This window comes from Neptunomonas antarctica, assembly GCF_001305295.1.
GTDB lineage: Bacteria > Pseudomonadota > Gammaproteobacteria > Pseudomonadales > Balneatricaceae > Neptunomonas > Neptunomonas antarctica.
This window is the reverse complement of sequence record NZ_LJSI01000021.1, coordinates 227,641-249,249: the sequence shown is the minus strand read 5'-3', so window position 1 is coordinate 249,249 and position 21,609 is coordinate 227,641. Positions and strand designations below refer to the sequence as shown.

Here is a 21,609-nt window from a genome sequence, read left to right as displayed (position 1 = left end):
CAGCCCTTGCTTATAGGTCAATCTAAAACAAAAAAGAGGCGTAATGCCTCTTTGGATTCACTAGAAATAAACACTCACTGCTAATCGGACATTTTGACCGCATATTTACTGGCCATAATTTCCCATTGACTTAAATGGTCCTTAAAACCTAATCGCTCAATGTATTTAAACGATAACTGGCTAGAAATAGCACAACCATTAATGCTATTTACCGACGGTAATAACGCATCCGCAATATGCACAGCGGTTAATGGCTGGAATTTATTGGAAGGGCTACTTCCTGGAAAATGGTGAAACAATACAGCTTCTACCACCTTTGGGGGCAAATTCCACAAGCCAAGAAGATAAGCACCTATTTCAGCATGAGAAACGCCCAGATTCATTTTTTCAACAACATAGAGTGGCTGAGATAGCTCTGCGGCTTTATTCATAATATGCCGATATTTTTCCGGGTCATGCGAAGCCAGCATAACCATACCGAAATCATGCAGCAGACCCGCCAGAAAAGCCTGTCCCTGCACGTGTTTATCTACTTTCACTGAGCGGCAAATATCCTGAGCTAATCTTGCCACCAACATAGAACGACTATGTATTTGCGAGAATGAAAAACTAGCCCACGCATTGCTTTGAGGAAAAGCTTCAAAAATATGCGAAGCCAGTGTCAGATCCCTTATAGACCGGACACCTAAAATGGTTACGGCCTCATTTAATCGATAAATTTGACGCTCTAAACCAAAAAACGCCGAATTAACTAATTGCAGCACTTTAGCTGACATGACAGGATCACGCTCAATAATCTGGGAAATTTCACGCGCACTAGATTGACCGGAAAGCAATGCATTGCTCAGCGCTTCATAAATATCAGGCAAAGAAGGCAGGCGCTCAATACGCCCAATAAACGCTTTGATTTCCGGTTTTTTAATCAAACCCGTCACTTTTAATGCTTGCTCAATCGCCAGAGAGAGCTGCACATCAGTGCAACTTTCGGGTAAGGAAGAATGTGCAACCTCAGAAACCCGTGCGGCGAAGGCTGAAGATAAATCACCCGTCACTGCGATCCGCACCGCCTCAGGGCTTTTACGAATAACCTGAGTTAATGCGCCCAACATTAACTCCGGGCTCTCAGAAATACCCACTATTATAATGTCATAATGACAATCCTGAATTCGCTCAAGCATCTCGTCAGCGGAATCGACACGACTAACCGACCAATGATTAAGATCAGCGACAGTATCAATCTGTTTATCATTGAGATAAGCAGAGCGACAGACCAGTATGTTTCTGTCATGCAGAGGAAGCTTCACTTTTGCATCTATAGACATACCTTAATTAACCGAATATTAACTACTTAATGCTATAAGGTTTAGCCAAGCTTCTGCAAAGTGTCCACTTTTTATATAAATTAGGTTCATTAACCTCACTTAACACCGTAGACTATTCTTTTTTATATTCACCCACATAGCAATGTCTTTAGAAACCATGCCAGATACTCAGCGAAAAATACTCGTCACAAGCGCACTTCCGTATGCCAATGGTCCTATTCATCTTGGCCATTTGGTTGAATATATTCAGACCGACATCTGGACACGATTCCAGAAACAACGCGGTCATCATTGCACTTATGTCTGTGCAGATGATGCGCATGGCACGCCAATTATGCTCAAAGCCGACCAGCTGGGCATATCACCTGAGACTCTTATTCAACAGGTGAGTCAGGACCATCAACGTGATTTTTCTGGGTTTATGGTAGGGTTCGACAACTACTACTCGACCCATTCCGAAGAAAATAAACACTTTGCTTCTCTGGTCTATACGCGCTTACGCGAAAACGGACATATATCTAAGAAAACCATTACGCAGGCTTATGATCCCGAAAAACAGATGTTTCTGCCGGATCGCTTCGTTAAAGGTGATTGTCCAAAATGCGGTGCTCTGGACCAGTATGGCGATTCATGCGAAAAATGTGGTGCCACCTACAGTCCGGTTGAACTGAAAAATGCATACTCCGCTATTTCTGGCGCCAAACCGATCGAGAAAGAATCCGAACACTATTTCTTCAACCTCGGCGACTTCGAACAATTTCTTCGCACCTGGGTCGATAAGCATGTCCAAGTACAGATGGTTCACAAACTCAACGACTGGTTTGAATCAGGCTTAAAAAACTGGGATATCTCTCGTGACGCACCTTACTGGGGTTTTGAAATTCCTGATGCCCCCGGCAAATATTTCTATGTCTGGCTAGATGCGCCGATAGGCTACATGGCCAGCTTTAAAAACTTGTGTGACAAAAGCGATCTGGACTTCGATGAATACTGGAATAAAGCATCGACGACCGAGCTTTACCACTTTATTGGTAAAGACATCGCCTATTTCCATACCCTGTTTTGGCCTGCCATGCTTGAAGGTGCGGGCTTCCGTAAGCCGAATGGCGTTTTCTGTCATGGCTTTCTGACCGTTGACGGCCAGAAAATGTCTAAGTCTCGTGGCACGTTCATCATGGCAGAGACCTATTTAAATCATTTACGCCCTGAATACTTGCGCTATTATTTCGCAGCTAAACTGAGTTCTGGTATCGATGATATTGACCTGAATCTTGAAGACTTCCGTCTGCGAGTCAATGCAGATCTGGTCAACAAAGTGGTCAACATCGCTTCTCGCTGTGCAGGCTTTATTCATAAGTTATTCGACGGTAAGTTATCTGCTGAACTGTCAGCACCCGAGCTCTACCAAGAGGCCGTTATTGCGGGTGACAGCATTGCCGATGCTTACGAGAAACGTGAGTTCAGCAGAGCCATGCGTGAGATCATGATTATTGCGGATAAAGCCAACCAATATATTGATACGGCAGAACCCTGGGTTCTGGCCAAACAGGAAGGTAAACAACAGGAAGTCCAGGATTGCTGCTCTATGGGTATCAACCTGTTCCGGGTTATATGCACGTATCTGGCACCGGTTTTACCTCAGGTTGCTGATGATGTGAAAGTCTTTCTGAATCTCGACACCTTAGCCTGGGACACAGTCAGACAGCCACTGACTAACCACACGGTCAACAAATTCAAACCGTTAATGCAACGTGTCGACGAAGACAAAATAGCCGCGCTAATCGAAGAAAGTAAACAAACGATGGAAGCAACGGCCGCACCTCAAAAACCGGTTGCAAACACTCTTGAAGCTACTGATGCAACAACGCCCTTGAGTAGCGAGCCTATCGCTGAGACCATTTCATTTGAAGACTTCGCTAAGATTGATCTTCGTGTCGTTCGTATCGTAAAAGCAGAGCACGTCGATGGCGCTAAAAAGCTGTTACAACTGACGCTGGACCTGGGCGGTGAAAAACGTAATGTCCTGGCGGGAATAAAGTCTGCGTACGCCCCGGAAGATCTGGAAGGAAAGCTAACTGTCATGGTGGCTAATTTAGCGCCCCGTAAAATGAAATTTGGCGTCTCGGAAGGGATGGTGCTAGCGGCAGGACCTGGAGGGGAAGACATCTGGATTCTCGAACCTCATACTGGCGCGCAACCTGGCATGCGCATCAAGTAATAATCAAACAATCCTGATTTGATCATTAAAAAGGCCCATTCGGGCCTTTTTTTTCACCTGTTTTTGTTTACATATATCCTTTCCTTGACTACATTTCATAATAATAAGTGTGCGCTTATAGGGTGCAGATGCACTGAAATCGTTCATCTACGAACGACCTGAATAGCCAATATAATACGCAATACCCAAGAATAAGTATTAACCCCTACGTATTTTAAGGGTTGTAACCAATGTCTATTTTTGGAAATATTGTTTACTGGTTAAGACAAAGCCCTTTAAAAAGGGAAATTTGAAAAAATAAGCTACACTGAAACCTACAATAATAAAAATAGGTACGACCTTTGCATTACTCCCCCCAACGTGTTGCATTCAAATGCAACACACATCAGACCATTAAAAAAATAACTTCCCTGATCCTAGGAGGATTACACCAATGATGAAAAAAACTCTAATGACAGCCGCTGTCCTAGCTGCCAGTTTTTCCGGTCAAGCGATGGCTGAAGGTACTTTGAACATAGTCAAAGAACGTGGCGTTGTTCAGTGTGGCGTAACGACTGGACTTGCCGGTTTTTCAAATCCAGACGAAAAAGGTCAGTGGGCAGGGTTAGATGTCGATGTATGTCGTGCCGTAGCCGCAGCAACACTAGGTGACGCAACAAAAGTTAAATTCATCCCACTTACAGCAAAAGAGCGTTTTACAGCGCTTCAGTCCGGTGAAATTGACATATTATCGCGCAACACTACCTGGACTCAAACACGTGACACTCAATTAGGCCTTAACTTTGCTGGTGTAAACTATTACGACGGCCAGGGTTTTATGGTTTCAAAAAAACTGGGAGTTAAAAGCGCAAAAGAACTCGACGGTGCTGCTTTCTGTATTCAGGCCGGTACAACTACCGAATTGAATTTAGCCGATTACTTCCGTATGAATGGCATGAGCTACTCCCCTGTTGTATTCGATACATCTGACCAAACAGTTAAAGGTTTTGAAGCAGGCCGCTGTGATGCAATCACATCTGACCAGTCTCAACTGTATGCTTTACGCATTAAGTTAGTCGATCCGGAAGCGGCAATGGTATTGCCAGAAGTTATCTCTAAAGAACCTCTCGGACCTGTGGTTCGTCAGGGTGATGACGAATGGTTTAACGTCGTTAAGTGGACACACAACGCCATGTTGAATGCTGAAGAGATGGGTGTTACGTCCGCTAATACAGATGAAATGCTGAAGTCAGCAAACCCCAATGTCCGACGTTTGCTGGGTCTGGAAGGACCTAAAGGTACGGGCTTGAATCTGAATGATGATTGGGCATACCAAATCATCAAACAGGTGGGTAACTATGGAGAAGTCTTTGATCGTAACGTAGGTAAAGACTCCCCTCTACAAGTAAGCCGTGGTATCAACGCGTTATGGTCTGATGGCGGCCTGCAATACGCTCCGCCTATGCGTTAATCATAGCGATAAGGGATGGATCATTGATCTGTACCTTTCTTAATATGATGTGAGTCGGGAGCCTCTGTTTTTCAGAGGCTCCTTACTATTGTTACGTGGAGAGTTCGATGTCGCTATCTGATCGACCAACCTCAGAGAGTTCTGCAATAAAATCAGGCAGTAGTCGTTTTTGGAATGATCCTGACAAACGTGCCTTAATGTTCCAGATTTTACTTGTCTTGGGGCTTGCAGCTTTTCTGTTATCTATTATCAATAATACGCTGAGTAACCTTGAACAACGCGGTATTACGACAGGGTTTGCTTTCCTTGACGTAGAAGCGGGCTTCGGTATTTTGCAGTCATTGATTCCCTATACAGAAACAGACACCTATGGTCGTACATTTTTTGTAGGCTTACTAAATACTGTTCTGGTATCCGTTTTAGGTATTATAGCCGCCACTGTGCTTGGCTTTTTTCTGGGTGTTGGCCGTCTATCCAAAAACTGGTTAATATCCAAGGTATGTACCGTATATATTGAGATATTTCGTAATATCCCGCTGTTATTACAAATCTTCTTCTGGTATTTCACCGTCCTGCGCACGCTACCGAGCCCAAGACAAAGCCTTGAGTTTTTAGGTAGCTTCCTCAATGTTCGCGGGCTTTATCTACCGCAACCTGTGGGCGGCGAAGGTTTTAATGTTGTGTGGGTTATGTTTTTCGCTGGATTAGGTGCTACCTGGCTACTTAAACGCTGGGCCAATAAAAGACAAGAAGTTACCGGACAAGACTTCCCTATGCTATATGCCGGGTTAGGTCTGATTTTCGGCTTACCCCTGATTGCATTCTTTTTGATGGGAATGCCGATGACCGTTGACCACCCTGTGTTAACAGGTTTCAATTTCGTAGGTGGTATTACCATTATTCCTGAGTTCATGGCTCTTTGGCTGGCGCTAACCATCTACACCGCCGCTTTTATTGCCGAAATCGTGCGTGGCGGTATCTTATCTGTACCCCACGGACAACTGGAAGCCGCGACTGCTCTGGGGCTACCCCGTAGCAAAACATTACGTTTTATTATTCTTCCCCAAGCACTGCGTGTCATCATCCCACCTCTCACCAGCCAGTACTTGAATCTGACTAAAAACTCATCTCTTGCTACGGCCATTGGGTATCCCGATCTGGTGTCAGTTTTTGCCGGCACAACGCTTAACCAGACAGGTCAGGCGATTGAAGTGATCTTTATGACCATGGCCGTTTACCTGACCCTGAGCATTCTGACCTCGATCTTTATGAACTGGTATAACAGCCGTAAAGCCTTGATTGAGCGATAGGTGGAGATGAACTATGAAATATGAATTACAGCCTATGCTACCAGCACCCTCAAGTACGACAGGATTGCTGGGCTGGCTAAAAAGAAATCTATTCAGTAATGTGAAAAACTCTATCGCAACGCTGTTGATCGGCTATTTTCTAATCACCCTACTCGGTCCTGCGCTGCAGTGGGCATTTATCGACTCTGATTGGTTTGGTGACTCACCGGCCGCTTGCACCAGTGGTGGCGCATGCTGGGCGTTCATTACCAACCGCATGGACCAGTTTATGTACGGTTTCTATCCAGAGACTGGTTACTGGCGAATCAATGCTACCTTGTTCCTATTTGCCGCCGCTGTTACATGGATGGTGATTGAAAAAACACCTTATAAAGGCTACGTAGCATTCTTTACACTCTTTATTTACCCTATCATCGGATTTTATCTGCTGTATGGCGGTAGTTTTGGGTTAGAAGTCGTTGATACGCACAAATGGGGGGGGCTGAGCCTAACCTTGGTGCTTGCCGTTATCGGTATTGTTGCAGCGATGCCATTTGGTATTCTGCTAGCACTCGGTCGACGCTCAGAGATGCCTATCGTAAAAGCTTTTTCAGTCATTTACATCGAGTTTTGGCGAGGTGTACCGCTTATTACCGTGCTCTTCATGGCGTCGGTGATGTTACCACTGTTTGTATCTGAAGAGATCACATTCGATAAGCTGCTGCGTGCATTGATCGGGATCATTCTGTTCCAGTCTGCTTATATGGCCGAAGTAATTCGTGGTGGTTTACAAGCCATCCCTAAAGGCCAATACGAAGCGGCTGATGCATTAGGTCTGACCTACTGGAAATCGATGTTACTGATCATAATGCCGCAAGCACTTAAGCTAATGATTCCGGGCATAGTGAATACCTTCATCGCGCTGTTTAAGGATACCAGTCTGGTATTGATCATTGGTCTGTTCGATATCCTGGCGATTGTTCAATCAGCCAATAGTGATACTGATTGGCTCGGCTATTCAACTGAAGGCTATATTTTTGTTGCCTTTGTTTTCTGGATTTTCTGTTTTGGTATGTCGCGTTATAGCCAAAATCTTGAGAAGCGCCTTAAAACCGGCTACTAACACGCGCCAGACAGGTGGAGAATTATTTTATGAGCAAACAAGAAGAACGTAACATTTCAGAAAAATTAATGGTTGAACTACGTGACGTCAACAAGTGGTATGGTGACTTTCACGTTCTGAAAAACATTAATCTACAAGTAAAAAAAGGCGAACGTATCGTTATCTGTGGCCCTTCGGGTTCAGGAAAATCAACGATGATTCGTTGTATTAACCGACTAGAAGAGCACCAACAGGGTGATATCATTGTCAATGGTACGGAATTGTCGAACGACCTGAAAAATATTGAAGCCATTCGTAAAGAAGTAGGCATGGTATTTCAGCACTTCAATCTCTTTCCGCATCTGACCATATTGGAAAATTGCTGCTTAGCACCGATCTGGGTAAAGAAACAGCCTCGCGCGGTAGCCGAAGCCACTGCCATGGAATTCCTGGAACGCGTAAGGATTCCTGAGCAGGCGCTGAAATATCCTGGTCAGCTTTCCGGTGGACAACAGCAACGTGTGGCCATTGCCCGTTCACTGTGTATGAATCCCGATGTCATGCTGTTCGATGAACCTACGTCTGCACTTGATCCGGAGATGATCAAAGAAGTACTCGACGTTATGATCGAACTGGCAGATGAAGGCGGTATGACCATGTTATGTGTTACGCACGAAATGGGCTTTGCCAAAACCGTTGCCGACCGCGTTATATTCATGGATGCGGGGCAAATTATTGAAGAAAATGAACCTCACGAATTCTTCAATAATCCACAACACGAACGTACTCAGCTTTTCCTCAGTCAGATTCTCCAGCACTAACTGAGAGAATACGATTTCCAGCGGCCACTTGGCCGCTTTTTTTATGCACTTTTGCAATGATCCTCAACGTGATTCATGCTAAAACACCCGGCACACTTTATTCATACATTTTTGGAAACGCTATGACACTCGAAAGCTTTATTGCTCAGCTTAACGCGACTGGGCAGGTAGAATTTGAAGATACTATGGCTATCATCAATACTCTTTTTGATTACACCCCTACCCCATTCTCGAATGGCTTAGGGGACACTAACATCAGCAATCCGGCAGGACAGAACGAAGGCTCCTGTAAGATTTTTGCCTTTGCCCAACTAACGCAGTTGAGTAAAGAACAAACATTAGAGTGCTTTGGTCGGTTTTATCAGGATGTGCTGAAAACGCCACAAGGCGAAGACCATACGAATATACGTAACTTTATGCGTGATGGCTGGCAGGGTATTGAATTTGAAGGACAGGCGCTTACTGCGAAACTACTCTAGTAAATACCTGTAACACTGATTAGACGCTTGTTAAACGCTTGTTAAAAGGGCTTAACAAGCGTTTTGGTAAGAAGAGATCGGCTCGCTATTAAGCCAGTCGATCATCTGCGATTTTATAGTGCGGATCTTCTATCAGATTGACTTCGACCAGGCTGCCCGCTTTTTCCAGTAAGTCGATACACTCCTGATTCAAGTGACGCAGATGTAACGATTTACCGGCAGCAAGGTAGCGCTCAGCGACCGCATCAATAGCTTCAATGCCCGAATGATCCATCACACGAGAACCCTTAAAATCGATGATCACGTCATCAGGATCACTTTTTGGCGTAAAGTTATCCCGGAAACTCTGTGCCGATGCGAAGAACAACGGACCATGAGAAAGGTAAACCTTGGTTTTGCCTTCGTCTTCAGACCAGGTTTCGAACTCAACATGCTTAGCGTGCTTCCAGGCGAACATCAGTGCAGACATAATCACACCCACCACCACGGCAATCGCTAAATCAGTCATCACAGTGACGACGGTGACCGTTAGCACGACCAGCAAGTCAGCTTTAGGCACCTTACCCCACAACCGTAAACTGGCCCACTCAAACGTGGCAATAACGACGATAAACATCACACCCACCAACGCCGCCACAGGAATAATTTCGATCAGGCTTGAACCCACCAAAATAAAGGTCAACAGAAACAAGGCCGCTGAGATACCGGATGCGCGCCCACGCCCACCCGCATTAATATTAATCATACTCTGGCCAATCATGGCGCAACCACCCATCCCACCAAAGAAACCGGTCACGACATTAGCAACGCCCTGCCCCATGCACTCTTTGTTACCCCGACCACGTGTTTCGGTTACTTCATCAATCAAGGTGAGCGTTAATAACGATTCAATCAGGCCAATGGCGGCCAGAATAATGGCATAAGGAAGAATGATATAAAATGTTTCTAATGTGAAAGGGACACTCGGAATACTGAAAGCAGGCAAACCACCGGCAATCGTTGCTTGTGCATCACCCGTCAGGTTAATCAGCGCATCCTGAACCGTACGCGTATCCAGGTTCAACGAGATAACCAACACAGTCACCACCAGAATCGCCGCTAAAGGCGACGGTATAGCGCGTGTAAATTTCGGCAAAAAATGGATTATCGCCATCGTCAGGGCAACTAGCCCCAGCATCATGCCCATCTCATTCCCTTGTAGCCATTGCAGCTGGCCACTCTCATCCGAGAATTGAAATTGCTTCATCTGTGCCAAAAATATAACAATAGCCAAACCATTGACGAAGCCTAACATCACGGGATGCGGTACCAAGCGGATAAATTTACCGAGGCGGAACACACCCGCCAACACCTGAAATATGCCCATCAACACCACGGTAGCAAACAGATACTCAACACCGTGCTGCGCCACCAAGCTCACCATAACGACGGCTAATGCACCCGTTGCACCGGAAATCATACCCGGACGGCCACCAATAGCGGCCGTTATTAAACCCACCATAAAAGCGGCATAGAGTCCCACCAACGGCTCAACACCCGCAACAAAAGCGAATGCAACCGCTTCTGGTACTAACGCAAGCGACACCGTCAGACCCGATAGCACATCATTTTTCATACTTTGAGATTTAGAAACGAGCAGTTGAAACATTCATGGCCCCGATTTTAGTTTCTGCCAAACTCCACATGACGATACCCGAGAGATATTGTCCGAGAGACAATACCTGACAGAAAAAGCCCGGAAGAAAGCACTGAGCAAAAGCACCGGTCCAGCATGAGCAGAGGGCTCATGCTGAGAAAGCACTTAAAAAAGTGACCAATTTTAACAGATATGCTGACCAGTGTCAGGAAAGACTCCTATTAGCACACCATACGATGGCGACGAACCTCTAAAAAACTTATGACAAAAAAATAACCGGATACATTATTGTCAGGTTTCATTTTCAACATCAGATACGCTGATTCAGCAGACGAGTCCTTAACTGGTCAATATTATGCTGCGACAAATCCTGGGCTAGCTGACGTAACTGCGAACTAATATGAGCATGATAAAAAGATTGCGTAAATGCCAGATTCTGCCATGCAGGCGGCATTCCCTTTATGTTATGCACCATACCACCAGCAGAATCAGATGCCATATATTTAACAACACCAATGCCACTCAGTATTAAACGAGAAAGGCACATGGGACAAGGTTCTAGTGAAACGACTAATTTAAGCTGATACGCTGGATACTGAGACCGAAATATCTCTTCATACTGATCAATCACACGCATTTCAGCATGGCCTGCAGAGCAAAACTTTTCTTCAAAAACCTGATTTTTTTCCTCTATCAGGATATTACCCGCCCCATCCATCAAAACCGCACCAACGCCGTAATTGCCAGAGGTAAGTGCATCAAGAGCAAGCTCACAACAACGAAGCCCTATTGCATCATCCCGAAAGTCAGCATTAACCGGGTAATCATTAACACGCTGAACCAGCTCGCTTAACTCCATATATCTCCTGATAAACCCTGGAGACTCAATTTAAGTGCGTGTAGCACATACTTAAGCCTGCGATTCTACTAAGGCAATAATAAAATCAATAATTAGAAGTTAATACCAAAATGATAGTTGCTGAAACCCTTCTGATTCCTTATTTTTGTAAAAGGTGTTTTTTAATGGGAAACCTTTTAACCGAGGGGCTTTTAACATAGCGCTTTGCAACATACCGCTTTGTAACATACCGTTTTGTAACATAGCACCTTGCAACAACGGACCGGGTAAGAAAGGACCTTGTAAAAGCGGCTCAGTTAACGGGAGATCCTTCAACCTAAAACCTAAACCTAACAATCTCACCGGTTTATTACCGCGTTTATACCCCCGCGTCATTAAATCAGAGAAGAACAATACATTATGATCCATCGTACGATGTTCGATCGTTGTTTGTGTAAAGTCACTAAATTTAAGCTTAACAAACAAGCCCTGAATTGAACGTTCATCTTGATAACGACTAAATCGCTGCTGCAGCTCCCGATAAAGCTCAGGAATATGAGATAAACACTCATCAAGTGATAAAAGGTCAGCGGCAAACGTATGCTCTACACTAATCGATTTCCGCACCCGATGTGTAACGACATCACGATCATCAACACCTCGACTTAACTCATATAAGCGCTGACCAAAACGGCCAAAATTTTCCGTTAATTGACTGAGTGCCAGCGTCTTTAAATCACCACAGGTATCCACCCCCATCGATTGTAATTTTTCAGCTGTTTTACTGCCCACACCATGTAGTTTTCTTACCGGTAGATTTTCAACAAAACTCTCTACCTGATCTGGCGTAATAACACAGAGTCCATCAGGTTTATTCCAGTCACTTGCCACTTTTGCTAAAAATTTATTGGGCGCAACACCTGCGGAAATAGTAATACCCGTCTCTTGTAATACCCTGGATCGTAGCATTTGAGCTATACGGGTTGCACTGCCTTTGTACAAATTGCTGCCGGACACATCCAGATAGGCCTCATCCAACGACAACGGTTCGATGCACTCGGTCACTTCACGGTAAATCTGCATAATTTGGGCAGACACATTGCGATACTTCTCCATCTCACCTGGTATTACGGTTAATGACGGGCAAAGTTTTAATGCATGGGCGGTAGCCATCGCAGAACGCACACCAAACTGCCGCGCAGGATAGTTACAGGTCGCAATAACACCACGACGATCGGCACGACCGCCAATAGCTAATGGAATATTTTTATATTCAGGTTTATCCCTCATTTCAACCGCTGCAAAGAAACAGTCACAGTCACAATGGATAATTTTTTTCATACGTAAGAAACCAGAAAAACTGTATGTAATCACAGTGTATATACAAATATTCATCTGACCTAATACTTACTTAGATTAATACTTTTTCTGACAGTAACGTTATCCCGAATAGCCAGGCTGTCATCTTTTTGTCACTTTCTCGTCAACTGATTGCCACATCACTGCCATATTCTTTATTCCCATCTAAGTTGCATTACAGGATCACCACGTGATTAATGTTGAACAGGTGTTAACCCACAAGTACCCCGCTTTTTCAGATAAACCTGCGCCCTTTCGTCGCTCCGCTATCTTTTGTTTGCGGCGATTGGTGCATGAAAATGAGATCAATGAATTTTTAGTAGAGAACCACGGAGCGACAGGTTTCGAGTTTGTAGACAAAGTACTGGACTACTTCAACTTCAGTTATAGCCTCAGCCATAATGATCGGATGAACATTCCTTCGTCTGGCCGTGTTGTCATCGTGGCTAATCACCCGCTGGGTGCACTGGATGGATTAGCGCTTTTAAAGTTGGTTGGCGAAGTACGCCGCGATGTCCGAATTATTGCCAATGATGTACTGAGCAACGTTGCACAATTAAATTCTCTGTTTTTACCTGTTGATAATCTGGGTAAAAGCACTCGCAAACAAGACATTGAACGCATAACAACCTCACTACAAGATGAAGAGGCCGTCATCGTCTTTCCTGCGGGTGAAGTTTCACGTGCCGGTATGACTGGCATTAAAGATGGAAAATGGAACAGCGGATTTTTACGCTTCGCGCGTAAAGCTAATGCGCCAATTTTGCCGGTTTATCTCGGTGGTAAAAACTCATCTTTATTTTACGGTATGTCATATATCAACAAATCCTTATCGGCTCTTTTATTGGCGCGGGAGATGTTTAATAAAAAATCGATGACCATTCCGATACACATTGGCCAAGCCATTCCTTATAGCCATATCGATGCATTGCCTGTCTCAAGAGCAGAAAAGACTAAATTACTGCGTAAACACCTATATCGCATCGCCAAACGAAAAAGCCCGCTCTTTATCACGGAAAAAACTATCGCCCACCCTCAAGACAGACGTGTGCTGAAACAAGAACTGAAAGAAGCCGAGCTATTAGGGGAAACCGGGGATGGTAAAAAAATCTACCTGTTTGACTACCGGCCAGACTCCGCCGTTATGCAGGAAGTCGGCAGGTTACGAGAAATCTCATTCCGACACGTAGGTGAGGGCACGGGCGAAAAGAAAGATCTGGATCGTTATGATCAATATTACCGCCACCTTATTCTCTGGGACGAAGAAGACCTGGAAATAGTAGGCGCTTACCGACTGGCAGAAGCACACAAGCTTATTCACGACGAAAGAAGCCCGCTCTACAGCCAGACATTGTTCCAATACAGTGAAGCGATGCAACCGTATTTCGAGCAGGGTATAGAGCTGGGAAGGAGTTTTGTTCAACCGCGTTACTGGGGAAGACGCAGCCTTGACTACCTCTGGTACGGTATTGGTGCTTACTTGAAAAAGCATCCTGAGGTCAGATATATGTTTGGCCCTGTTAGCCTGAGCAATAGTTACCCAAAACCTGCTAAAGATATGCTGGTGTGGTTTTACACACACTATTTTGGTGATGAAAAGCAGCTGGCAAAAGCCAATTTGTCTTACACCCTTTCTCTCGATGATGCTGATAATCTAGGTCTTTTGTTCTCCGGAAACGACTACCTGTCGGACTTTAGAATATTAAAAGAGCAGCTGGATTATCTGGGGGTCTGCGTTCCTACACTTTACAAACAGTACAGCGAGCTTTGCACCACAGGTGGTGTGTGTTTTATGGATTTTGGCGTAGATGCCGATTTTAATTACTGCGTTGATGGGCTGGTCATGGTAGATATGGAGTTTGTTAAAGAGAAAAAATATCAGCGCTATGTGGGAATTAAAGAACAACCCGCGACCTTGAAGAAAAAGGCCTCAGAGCATCAGATCTTAGACAGAACAGCCTAAAGTAAGCGCCTTGGATCAATCGATTTTATAGCTATAGATTATGGAATAGCTGATTTTAGAACAGCAGGCTTTAGAAGAGAAGTCAGTATAAACGGTTAGCACTTCCCTAAAACGGGAAGTCGCTATATTCTGTATTGACGTTCTAATCGTTGAGTTTGCTATGAGTCCTGTTGTTATTATCATTCTGGGTACCCTACTATTGGCAGGTATGCTATGGATAAGAGCCATACCTGCACATCGGCGAGGGTTCGCTCTCTTTAAACTGTTGATTCTTTTGTTAGTGGCCATCATCGTTATTCTGACAGTCACTGGCCGTCTTCCCTGGATAGGGGCATTACTGGCTGGCGCTATTCTTCTTTACAAAAAATACAGCGCTGGATTTAAAGTGGCTGCATTTGTACGCAGAATGTTCGGTAACCAAGTCGGCGGCAATCAACAACCGGGTTCCCAGAAACATCATCAGTTAACACGCCAGGATGCACTAAAAGTCCTCGGGTTAGAGGACGGATGTACTAAGGAGGATATTATTCAGGCACACCGTCAACTGATGCAAAAATTACACCCCGATCATGGAGGTAATAGCTTTTTGGCTGCTCAGGTTAATGAAGCAAGAGAGTGCCTCTTGAAAAAGTCATCTTAACAAACTGTTATTCAGAACGTTTAAGCTCAAAGCCCGTACGGCCAAACTCAGCGGAAAACCCCTCCTGTATAAAACTTCCAGAACGTGTACGCCTTAATAACAAGATAGATTCTTGTTCACGGCCATCCTGATCCGTGAAATAGAGCGCCAACTTATTATTGTCACTCCATTCCCAGCGCCCACTCATCACTATGAGTGGCTGCCCGTTTCGATAATCCAGCAGCATTTTTGCACTATTATTCTGACGTAAATCCAGAACAGCAAAAACTTCATTATCATTCAGTTCATTACTATAACGCCCTAATAATGCGCGGTTAGTTAGATTGCCTTCTCGAGCACAACCGTGAAAAATATTGCCATCCAATGACAACTCGGATGTCCAACGATACCAGATGTTGTTAGCGTCTCTACAGGGCTGGTCACGAATAGCTAATCTAAAAATATGTGATTGGTCCCCCACATTTTTTAACGTCCCTCTCCAAACACTTTGAGCGCTTTCCTGTCTCTCAATAGAAAAATTTAATGTCCGTAAATGCTCAAACGATTGCACTCGAATAATGTCAGATAAAACATCTGCCATCCATCGGGGGTCACTCCCCTGGGCGCGAAAGCGGATATTAGCAAGATTGATCTGACATGCATCCATACCACCACCCGCAACGGTAACATCACTCACATGCCATACAAGATCAGTCCCCTGTGCCGCTTTCATTTCCATATAAACCGGCAATTCAAAATCTGGCGATTGTTCGTAATATAGCTTACCTAACTGCCCATTCGTATCCTGTAAGCGACGTCTTTCCAGGCTAAAACAAGGGGTTATCACATACCTTCCGGCGTCTCTGCTAACAATACCCCTGACAAACGCCTCTTCAGCAGTATCAGGCCAGATCCTTAGGGAGTTAACACAACCCGTTAAGAAAAGAGAAAAAACTATACAAAGCAGCATATATTTATTTATTAGTTGCATAGTTGACGTAACCTTTTCTATGTACCATAACTAGACAGTAAGAATAAAAATGTGGCGTATATCCACAAATCACGAAGGGAAGCATAAGGATGGCAAGGCTAGCAGAATTTGATCGAAGCGATGTACTTAATAAAGCTATGGAAGTTTTCTGGCGTACAGGATATACCGCTACTTCCATCACTGATCTTGTCCGTGCGACTAACCTTAAACCGGGATCGTTGTACGGCGCCTTCAATAGCAAGCGCAGTCTCTTTCTTGAGGTTATCGATAATTATGCGAATCGCAGCTTAACACGCATCAGCGAATGCATGGAACAATCCGATTCTGCCGTTGAATCCATCACTCACTTTTTCTCGCAATTATGCCAGGACATAGAATGCGATACGATCGGTAAGGGGTGCCTGATGGTAAACACCCTACTTGAGATGGCCACTGAAGACGATGAAATTCGCACAAAAGTAACCGAATACCTCAGCAGCATTGAACATTATTTTTATCTTCGATTAGAGCAGGCTCGCTTGCAGGGTGAAATAGAAGCAGATGCAGACTGTGACAGCCTGGCAAAAATGCTCATGACGGGTATTTGGGGATTGCGGGTAATGAGTACCACCCGCCCAGATATTACTATCTATTCAGGTATTACCAGCTACTTACTTTCAGCACTTCCTGTCGTTAAGCGCTAAATAATTTATTGAGGCGTAATAACATTATTGACGTCGCTTAACAGAGACAACCTAACTCATTGTTTTACAACAGATTTACACATATAAAAAACATTAGACTCTAAAAAGAGACATTTTTATAAATTAAACCTCTATCTTTAATTTATTTGAGCAATATAATGCTCGCAATTCATTGATAATATTAAGTTTTTAAAAAAGCGGCACAAATATTGATTAAGCAGCATTACATTTTCCTGCTAGCCGGAGATCAGCATGCGCTTAGTCATCACCTTATTAATATCCATCTCAATAGCAATACCTGCTTCTGCACAAGTAGAAAAAACGCCATCACCAAACACCAGCTCTCGTAGCCACTGGGATGCGGAAACTATCATGCAGGATTTAGATCAAAACTCTGATGGGCGCCTGAATTACATGGAAGCCATGAGTGATACTGAAATATCAGATAAGTTTATCCAAATGGATCTGAATAAGAATGGCTTCTTAAGCATAAAGGAGCTGAGAGAGCCTAAAAGAATGAATGCCAATCAATTTAAGGTATTAATGACCTTCGCATCACTCCAGTGTATTTAATATGATAAAAAAAGGATTTTGATCGGATATGGATGCGATAATCTATATCTGGTCATCCTTATCCTAAAACCCATCGATAAAAATAAGGAATATCCACTAATCGTAATCAAAGAGAATCAGGTATTATGACGCGAAAAGCCTGGCAGGCAATGTCATTAAAACAACTGGTATTTATTGCCTTTCTCCTGATTATTACCCCGATCGGTTATATGCTGTACAAAACCAGTAACGTTTTAGAGCGTCAACTTCAACAAAGCTACCAGCAAACTCAAACAGCACTTGAATTGAGCCAGCAAAACAACGTACTTGAACGCTTAGCTGAAGATATCGTGCGTTCAGCTACTCAATATAAAATTTTAAAATCGCCCCCCCTCATAGAAAGACTCAATGAGCAAATTGAGAGCTTCAATAATCAATTATCCATTCAAATGTTCCTGACTGAAAAAAGTCAGTACCAGCAACGTTTTCAGCGACTTTTTAGTGAAGTACAGACAGACCCCTTTAATGAGATTATTAATTCGCTCCCTCAACTCACTCGAGATTTAGCAGAACAAAGCCACCAGCAAGTCGCTCTGGAGCTGACAAACCTACAAGAGCAGGCCCGCGAAACACGGCAAGCCCTCTGGTGGCAAACAGGTTTATTAGTGTTAACCACATTGATATTAATGCTGTTTTTTTCATCTCTGATTACCCGTCCAATCGCTGAACTTATTAGCCGTATTAAAGCCATTGGGCGTAGGGAAAAAGTACCCGAAGAACCTATCCATGGTCCAATGGAGATCGTTCAGCTCAATAATCAGGTACTCTGGTTAAATAAACATTTGCATCAACTGGAGCAACTCAAAGACGAGTTTATTCAGCACATTTCTCATGAATTAAAAACACCATTAACCACGCTGCGTGAAGGGGCAGACCTGTTAGCAGAAGAAGTCCCTGGCCCGCTAAATACACAACAAAAGCGCGTAGTGTCTCTCATGCAAAGCAGTAGTATTAGCTTACAACAACTTATTGAGCAGTTACTGGATTACAACCGACTTCAACAACCTAATACCATACAGTTACAGCGCGTCGACATTCAAAAAGCCATAGCAGAAACGATCACACCGCTACAGCTATTAATTTCAGAAAAATCGATACACCTGTCACTACCAGATGAATCTTTCGTCGTTCAGCTTGATCCTAATATGTTACATCGGATTTTGAGCAACCTGATTTCCAATGCCATTTACTATACTGAGCGAGATGGGCATGTCATTATTGCTACCCGAGTTATCAAAAACTGCTTAGTGATTGATGTAGAAAATAGTGGTTCAGCTATTCTCCCTGATGATGCAGGACGAATTTTTGAGCCTTTTTATCAAGGTAAAAAAAGACGCAGTGGCCCCTTAAAAGGTACAGGCATCGGTTTAAGTATTGCAATGGAAGCCAGCAAGGCTATGCATGGTAAACTTGTACTGATAACGAATAAAGCTGATAAAATCGTTTTTCGCCTGACACTACCACTGGAACAACTATGAATACGTTATCTTTATGTAAGTTATCTTTATGAATCGGTTATCTGGTATGAGACTGATTACTATTCTATTTATCGCTCCACTGATTTTTTTAAGCGGCTGTCAGCAATTCCCTATACGAGATAAACTGGCCGTACCATTTAATCCTAATTGTTTCGTATCGGACAATGCATTGAGCCAATTTTTGGAAGATGAACATCTATACATTATGTCTGATGCAACACAACAAAAAAAAATGCTAATCGATATTAGCGGTTCTTCCGCACGACTAGCTAATTTACTCAGCAGCACGGGCAATAATAAAGTATCACTTGAAAAATCACTGCTTCTGTTCAAGCAACTCCCCCTATTACCCAAGAAAGTATGCACTGCTGATCGTTATCTTTATTTAAGGTTCAGGCAAACTCAGGCACACTTAAGTATAATAGAGGAGCTAAAAACGATTTCATCCCAATTAAATTCAGCCGAACAAACGATAGAAAAACAGCAGCAGCAAATTAATGCCCTCACGCAAATTGAACCAGCCATTACTCGCCAAAGAGAGGAACACTAAGCCATGACTCTACATTCCCGAATTCTTCTGGTTGACGATGATGATGGCATACTCTCATTACTATCCATGCGCCTGGAGGCTTCAGGGTATGAAGTGTTGACCGCAATAAGTGCCGAAGAGGCTTTGCGTGTGCTGCCCACAGAGCGTGTAGACTTGGTATTAACTGATCTTTGTATGGACCAAATGAACGGGCTGACCCTGTTTAAGCATATCCAGCAAAGTTGGCCGGCTCTGCCCGTTATTATCATTACCGCCCACGGCTCAATTCCAGAGGCTGTTTCTGCCACACAACAAGGTGTTTTTGGCTTTTTAACCAAACCCATTGATAAAATCCAATTACTGGATACTGTCAGAGCCGCACTGGTCTCTGCTGAACGTCGCAGAGATACCCACTGGCGCGATGAAATAATAACGAAAAGTCCTGTAATGCTACAATTACTGGATCAGGCACATCGTGTTGCAGAATCAGATGTCAGTGTTTTAATTACCGGCCCTAGCGGCAGTGGTAAAGAACTAATGGCACTCTCTATTCATCAGGCAAGCCCACGTTCAAAGCATCCGTTTATTGCTATAAACTGCGGAGCATTACCCGAACAATTACTCGAATCAGAACTTTTCGGACATGCAAAAGGATCGTTTACCGGTGCTATTTCTAATCATATAGGCCTTTTCCAGGCCGCCGATGGAGGCACTCTGTTTTTAGATGAAATTGGTGATATGCCACAACCTCTGCAGGTTAAGCTTCTAAGAGTATTACAGGAAAGAGTGATTCGTCCGGTAGGGTCCGTTGAAAACATTGCCATTAACGTGCGCATTATTTCAGCGACTCATCGCAATTTGGATCAGGCAATGCAGAGTGAAAATTTTCGTGAAGATCTCTATTATCGATTAAACGTCGTCAACATTGAACTTCCGCCATTACGTGACCGTCCAGAAGACATACCCGTACTCGCCAGGCATTTCCTGGCTAAAGCGACAAAACAACACAATCGTAAAGTACGCAACATCTCTCCGGGAGCATTACATCTGCTCGCCCAGGCGGCATGGCCTGGTAACGTACGCCAATTGCAGAATGTGATGGAGAAAGTGGTAGCACTGAGTGCAAGTCCTGTTATTTCAGAAGGCTTAGTCGCTAACGCGCTATCCAATCAGGACTTAATTATTCCGTCCTTTAATGAAGCGCGCGCTAATTTTGAAAAGCGCTATTTAATTAAGCTAATGCAGGTAACTGAAGGCAATGTAACGCATGCTTCACGTATTGCTCAAAGAAATCGAACAGATTTTTATAAATTACTGAACCGGCATTCAATTGAAGCCGCTGCATTCAAACCCTCCGCAGCAGAAATTTCTCACAGCGTAAATATTATGCAGCGCAAGGCGAACTAATATTAACGGCCTATTTCCACAAAGCAAGCCAATGTCAGTGTGGCCAGATCACCCGCTGACATTTCCAGTTCTAATCCGCGGCGGCCAGCACTGAAGAAGATAGTCGAAAACTCCTTAGCCGTTACATCAATCACGGTCGGCAATTTTTTCTTCTGCCCTAAGGGGCTGATGCCTCCGACGATATATCCCGTACTTCGCTCTGCAGCATGCGCTTCTGCCATTATTACTTTTTTAACGTTAAGTGCGCTTGCCATCGCTTTAAGGTTCAGCTGTCCGATTACAGGGACAATGGCTACCGCTAATTTTTTCTGATCTCCTTCAATAGCGACTAACAGAGTTTTGAATACTCTAATTGGATCCTGTCCCAATAGTGCCGCGGCCTCTTCACCGTATGAGGCGCTGTCTGGATTATGTGCATATTCATGTAAGGTATATGCCAACTTCGCGCGCTTAGCCGCATTAACAGCCGGCGTCATCGTTTTTTCTCGTAGTTAATATGAGAATGAGATGCATATTTAGGTACATATGAACCCTCCCTTAAGGGCTGTAGCAGGTATTCAAGGCCGTTCACTTTAATCTCATACAGTGTCTGAAGCAGTGCGCCCAGCTCGCCTTTAGGGAAGCCTTTACGCTCAAACCAACAAACATAAGGCTCGGGAAGGTCAACCAGAACCCTGCCTGCATATTTTCCAAAAGGCATTTTCATCGTAGCCAGCTTTTTAAGCTGCTGAGGCTGTAGAGATGTCATGAAATGTGCCGTTGCCTTTCATCAGGTTAGCGTACAAAATTGCAGCCCATATTTATGATCCAAAT

At 44.0% G+C, this 21,609-nt stretch carries 20 protein-coding genes; 13 read left to right on the top strand and 7 right to left on the bottom strand.

The features are described 5' to 3' along the window. Positions 1 to 80: 80 nt before the first annotated feature. Complete coding sequence (locus Nant_RS03675; protein WP_054340278.1) at positions 81 to 1,322, bottom strand: response regulator; 1,242 nt, start codon at positions 1,320 to 1,322, stop codon at positions 81 to 83. A gap of 157 nt (positions 1,323 to 1,479) precedes the next feature. On the opposite strand from Nant_RS03675, the gene metG reads away from it, so the two are divergent. The 6 genes from metG (at position 1,480) to Nant_RS03645 (ending at position 8,681) form a co-directional block, all read left to right on the top strand. Further along, entirely contained in the window at positions 1,480 to 3,540 is a 2,061-nt protein-coding gene (gene metG, locus Nant_RS03670; protein ID WP_054340347.1) for a methionine--tRNA ligase, read from the top strand. A 436-nt stretch (positions 3,541 to 3,976) separates the two neighbouring features. After that, positions 3,977 to 4,990 (top strand): amino acid ABC transporter substrate-binding protein, encoded by a 1,014-nt coding sequence (locus Nant_RS03665; RefSeq protein ID WP_202904943.1) that lies wholly within the window; start codon positions 3,977 to 3,979, stop codon positions 4,988 to 4,990. 107 nt (positions 4,991 to 5,097) lie between these two features. Continuing rightward, positions 5,098 to 6,300: an amino acid ABC transporter permease gene (locus Nant_RS03660; protein WP_054340276.1), complete on the top strand. Its 1,203-nt coding sequence runs from the start codon at positions 5,098 to 5,100 to the stop codon at positions 6,298 to 6,300. Between the two features lie 13 nt (positions 6,301 to 6,313). Next, complete coding sequence (locus tag Nant_RS03655; protein ID WP_054340275.1) at positions 6,314 to 7,402, top strand: amino acid ABC transporter permease; 1,089 nt, start codon at positions 6,314 to 6,316, stop codon at positions 7,400 to 7,402. Between the two features lie 29 nt (positions 7,403 to 7,431). Beyond that, positions 7,432 to 8,202 (top strand): amino acid ABC transporter ATP-binding protein, encoded by a 771-nt coding sequence (locus Nant_RS03650; RefSeq protein ID WP_054340274.1) that lies wholly within the window; start codon positions 7,432 to 7,434, stop codon positions 8,200 to 8,202. A 122-nt stretch (positions 8,203 to 8,324) separates the two neighbouring features. Beyond that, positions 8,325 to 8,681, top strand: a complete 357-nt coding sequence (locus tag Nant_RS03645; RefSeq protein ID WP_054340346.1) for a HopJ type III effector protein — start codon at positions 8,325 to 8,327, stop codon at positions 8,679 to 8,681. 88 nt (positions 8,682 to 8,769) lie between these two features. Here Nant_RS03645 and Nant_RS03640 read toward each other — a convergent pair whose 3' ends face one another. The 3 genes from Nant_RS03640 to dinB form a co-directional block, all read right to left on the bottom strand. After that, on the bottom strand, positions 8,770 to 10,329 hold the full coding sequence (locus tag Nant_RS03640) for a SulP family inorganic anion transporter (protein WP_054340273.1): 1,560 nt from the start codon (positions 10,327 to 10,329) through the stop codon (positions 8,770 to 8,772). A 298-nt stretch (positions 10,330 to 10,627) separates the two neighbouring features. Beyond that, entirely contained in the window at positions 10,628 to 11,176 is a 549-nt protein-coding gene (locus Nant_RS03635; RefSeq protein ID WP_054340272.1) for a nucleoside deaminase, read from the bottom strand. 99 nt (positions 11,177 to 11,275) lie between these two features. Next, complete coding sequence (dinB, locus tag Nant_RS03630) at positions 11,276 to 12,496, bottom strand: DNA polymerase IV (RefSeq protein WP_076496034.1); 1,221 nt, start codon at positions 12,494 to 12,496, stop codon at positions 11,276 to 11,278. 208 nt (positions 12,497 to 12,704) lie between these two features. Between dinB and olsF the strand changes: the two genes are divergently transcribed. Further along, positions 12,705 to 14,477 carry a bifunctional ornithine lipid synthase OlsF gene (gene olsF / locus Nant_RS03625; RefSeq protein WP_054340271.1) on the top strand — a complete coding sequence of 591 codons (1,773 nt, stop codon included), beginning with the start codon at positions 12,705 to 12,707 and terminating at the stop codon, positions 14,475 to 14,477. Positions 14,478 to 14,637: 160 nt separating this feature from the next. Beyond that, positions 14,638 to 15,117 (top strand): J domain-containing protein, encoded by a 480-nt coding sequence (locus Nant_RS03620; protein ID WP_054340270.1) that lies wholly within the window; start codon positions 14,638 to 14,640, stop codon positions 15,115 to 15,117. A 7-nt stretch (positions 15,118 to 15,124) separates the two neighbouring features. Here the strand turns inward: Nant_RS03620 and Nant_RS03615 are convergent, their stop codons facing one another. Further along, positions 15,125 to 15,943: a hypothetical protein gene (locus tag Nant_RS03615; RefSeq protein ID WP_054340269.1), complete on the bottom strand. Its 819-nt coding sequence runs from the start codon at positions 15,941 to 15,943 to the stop codon at positions 15,125 to 15,127. A gap of 233 nt (positions 15,944 to 16,176) precedes the next feature. Here Nant_RS03615 and Nant_RS03610 point away from each other — a divergent pair, with 233 nt between their 5' ends. The 5 genes from Nant_RS03610 (at position 16,177) to Nant_RS03590 (ending at position 20,796) form a co-directional block, all read left to right on the top strand. Beyond that, positions 16,177 to 16,770, top strand: coding sequence for a TetR/AcrR family transcriptional regulator (locus Nant_RS03610; protein ID WP_054340268.1), 594 nt, complete (start codon positions 16,177 to 16,179; stop codon positions 16,768 to 16,770). Between the two features lie 252 nt (positions 16,771 to 17,022). Then, positions 17,023 to 17,343 (top strand): EF-hand domain-containing protein, encoded by a 321-nt coding sequence (locus Nant_RS20945; protein WP_082400057.1) that lies wholly within the window; start codon positions 17,023 to 17,025, stop codon positions 17,341 to 17,343. A gap of 125 nt (positions 17,344 to 17,468) precedes the next feature. Further along, positions 17,469 to 18,860, top strand: coding sequence for a sensor histidine kinase (locus Nant_RS03600; RefSeq protein WP_054340266.1), 1,392 nt, complete (start codon positions 17,469 to 17,471; stop codon positions 18,858 to 18,860). Positions 18,861 to 18,906: 46 nt separating this feature from the next. Further along, a complete protein-coding gene (locus Nant_RS03595) occupies positions 18,907 to 19,410 on the top strand; it encodes a hypothetical protein (RefSeq protein ID WP_143773543.1) in 504 nt (167 codons plus the stop codon). Between the two features lie 3 nt (positions 19,411 to 19,413). Further along, the gene (locus Nant_RS03590; RefSeq protein ID WP_054340264.1) at positions 19,414 to 20,796 is read left to right on the top strand and encodes a sigma 54-interacting transcriptional regulator; all 1,383 of its coding nucleotides are present in this window, start codon (positions 19,414 to 19,416) and stop codon (positions 20,794 to 20,796) included. 2 nt (positions 20,797 to 20,798) lie between these two features. On the opposite strand, the gene ybaK is transcribed toward Nant_RS03590, so the two are convergent. Beyond that, positions 20,799 to 21,272, bottom strand: a complete 474-nt coding sequence (ybaK, locus tag Nant_RS03585; protein WP_054340263.1) for a Cys-tRNA(Pro) deacylase — start codon at positions 21,270 to 21,272, stop codon at positions 20,799 to 20,801. After that, positions 21,269 to 21,544 carry a DUF3820 family protein gene (locus Nant_RS03580; RefSeq protein ID WP_054340262.1) on the bottom strand — a complete coding sequence of 92 codons (276 nt, stop codon included), beginning with the start codon at positions 21,542 to 21,544 and terminating at the stop codon, positions 21,269 to 21,271. The genes ybaK and Nant_RS03580 overlap by 4 nt, the downstream gene beginning before the upstream one ends. Positions 21,545 to 21,609: the final 65 nt, after the last annotated feature.

Bases quoted from the DNA above. Each gene is read 5' to 3' on its own strand.
- Nant_RS03675 (WP_054340278.1), bottom strand. From the start codon at position 1,322: ATGTCTATAGATGCAAAAGTGAAGCTTCCTCTGCATGACAGAAACATA.
- metG (WP_054340347.1), top strand. From the start codon at position 1,480: ATGCCAGATACTCAGCGAAAAATACTCGTCACAAGCGCACTTCCGTAT.
- Nant_RS03665 (WP_202904943.1), top strand. From the start codon at position 3,977: ATGAAAAAAACTCTAATGACAGCCGCTGTCCTAGCTGCCAGTTTTTCC.
- Nant_RS03660 (WP_054340276.1), top strand. From the start codon at position 5,098: ATGTCGCTATCTGATCGACCAACCTCAGAGAGTTCTGCAATAAAATCA.
- Nant_RS03655 (WP_054340275.1), top strand. From the start codon at position 6,314: ATGAAATATGAATTACAGCCTATGCTACCAGCACCCTCAAGTACGACA.
- Nant_RS03650 (WP_054340274.1), top strand. From the start codon at position 7,432: ATGAGCAAACAAGAAGAACGTAACATTTCAGAAAAATTAATGGTTGAA.
- Nant_RS03645 (WP_054340346.1), top strand. From the start codon at position 8,325: ATGACACTCGAAAGCTTTATTGCTCAGCTTAACGCGACTGGGCAGGTA.
- Nant_RS03640 (WP_054340273.1), bottom strand. From the start codon at position 10,329: ATGTTTCAACTGCTCGTTTCTAAATCTCAAAGTATGAAAAATGATGTG.
- Nant_RS03635 (WP_054340272.1), bottom strand. From the start codon at position 11,176: ATGGAGTTAAGCGAGCTGGTTCAGCGTGTTAATGATTACCCGGTTAAT.
- dinB (WP_076496034.1), bottom strand. From the start codon at position 12,496: ATGAAAAAAATTATCCATTGTGACTGTGACTGTTTCTTTGCAGCGGTT.
- Nant_RS03620 (WP_054340270.1), top strand. From the start codon at position 14,638: ATGAGTCCTGTTGTTATTATCATTCTGGGTACCCTACTATTGGCAGGT.
- Nant_RS03610 (WP_054340268.1), top strand. From the start codon at position 16,177: ATGGCAAGGCTAGCAGAATTTGATCGAAGCGATGTACTTAATAAAGCT.
- Nant_RS20945 (WP_082400057.1), top strand. From the start codon at position 17,023: ATGCGCTTAGTCATCACCTTATTAATATCCATCTCAATAGCAATACCT.
- Nant_RS03600 (WP_054340266.1), top strand. From the start codon at position 17,469: ATGACGCGAAAAGCCTGGCAGGCAATGTCATTAAAACAACTGGTATTT.
- Nant_RS03595 (WP_143773543.1), top strand. From the start codon at position 18,907: ATGAGACTGATTACTATTCTATTTATCGCTCCACTGATTTTTTTAAGC.
- Nant_RS03590 (WP_054340264.1), top strand. From the start codon at position 19,414: ATGACTCTACATTCCCGAATTCTTCTGGTTGACGATGATGATGGCATA.
- ybaK (WP_054340263.1), bottom strand. From the start codon at position 21,272: ATGACGCCGGCTGTTAATGCGGCTAAGCGCGCGAAGTTGGCATATACC.
- Nant_RS03580 (WP_054340262.1), bottom strand. From the start codon at position 21,544: ATGACATCTCTACAGCCTCAGCAGCTTAAAAAGCTGGCTACGATGAAA.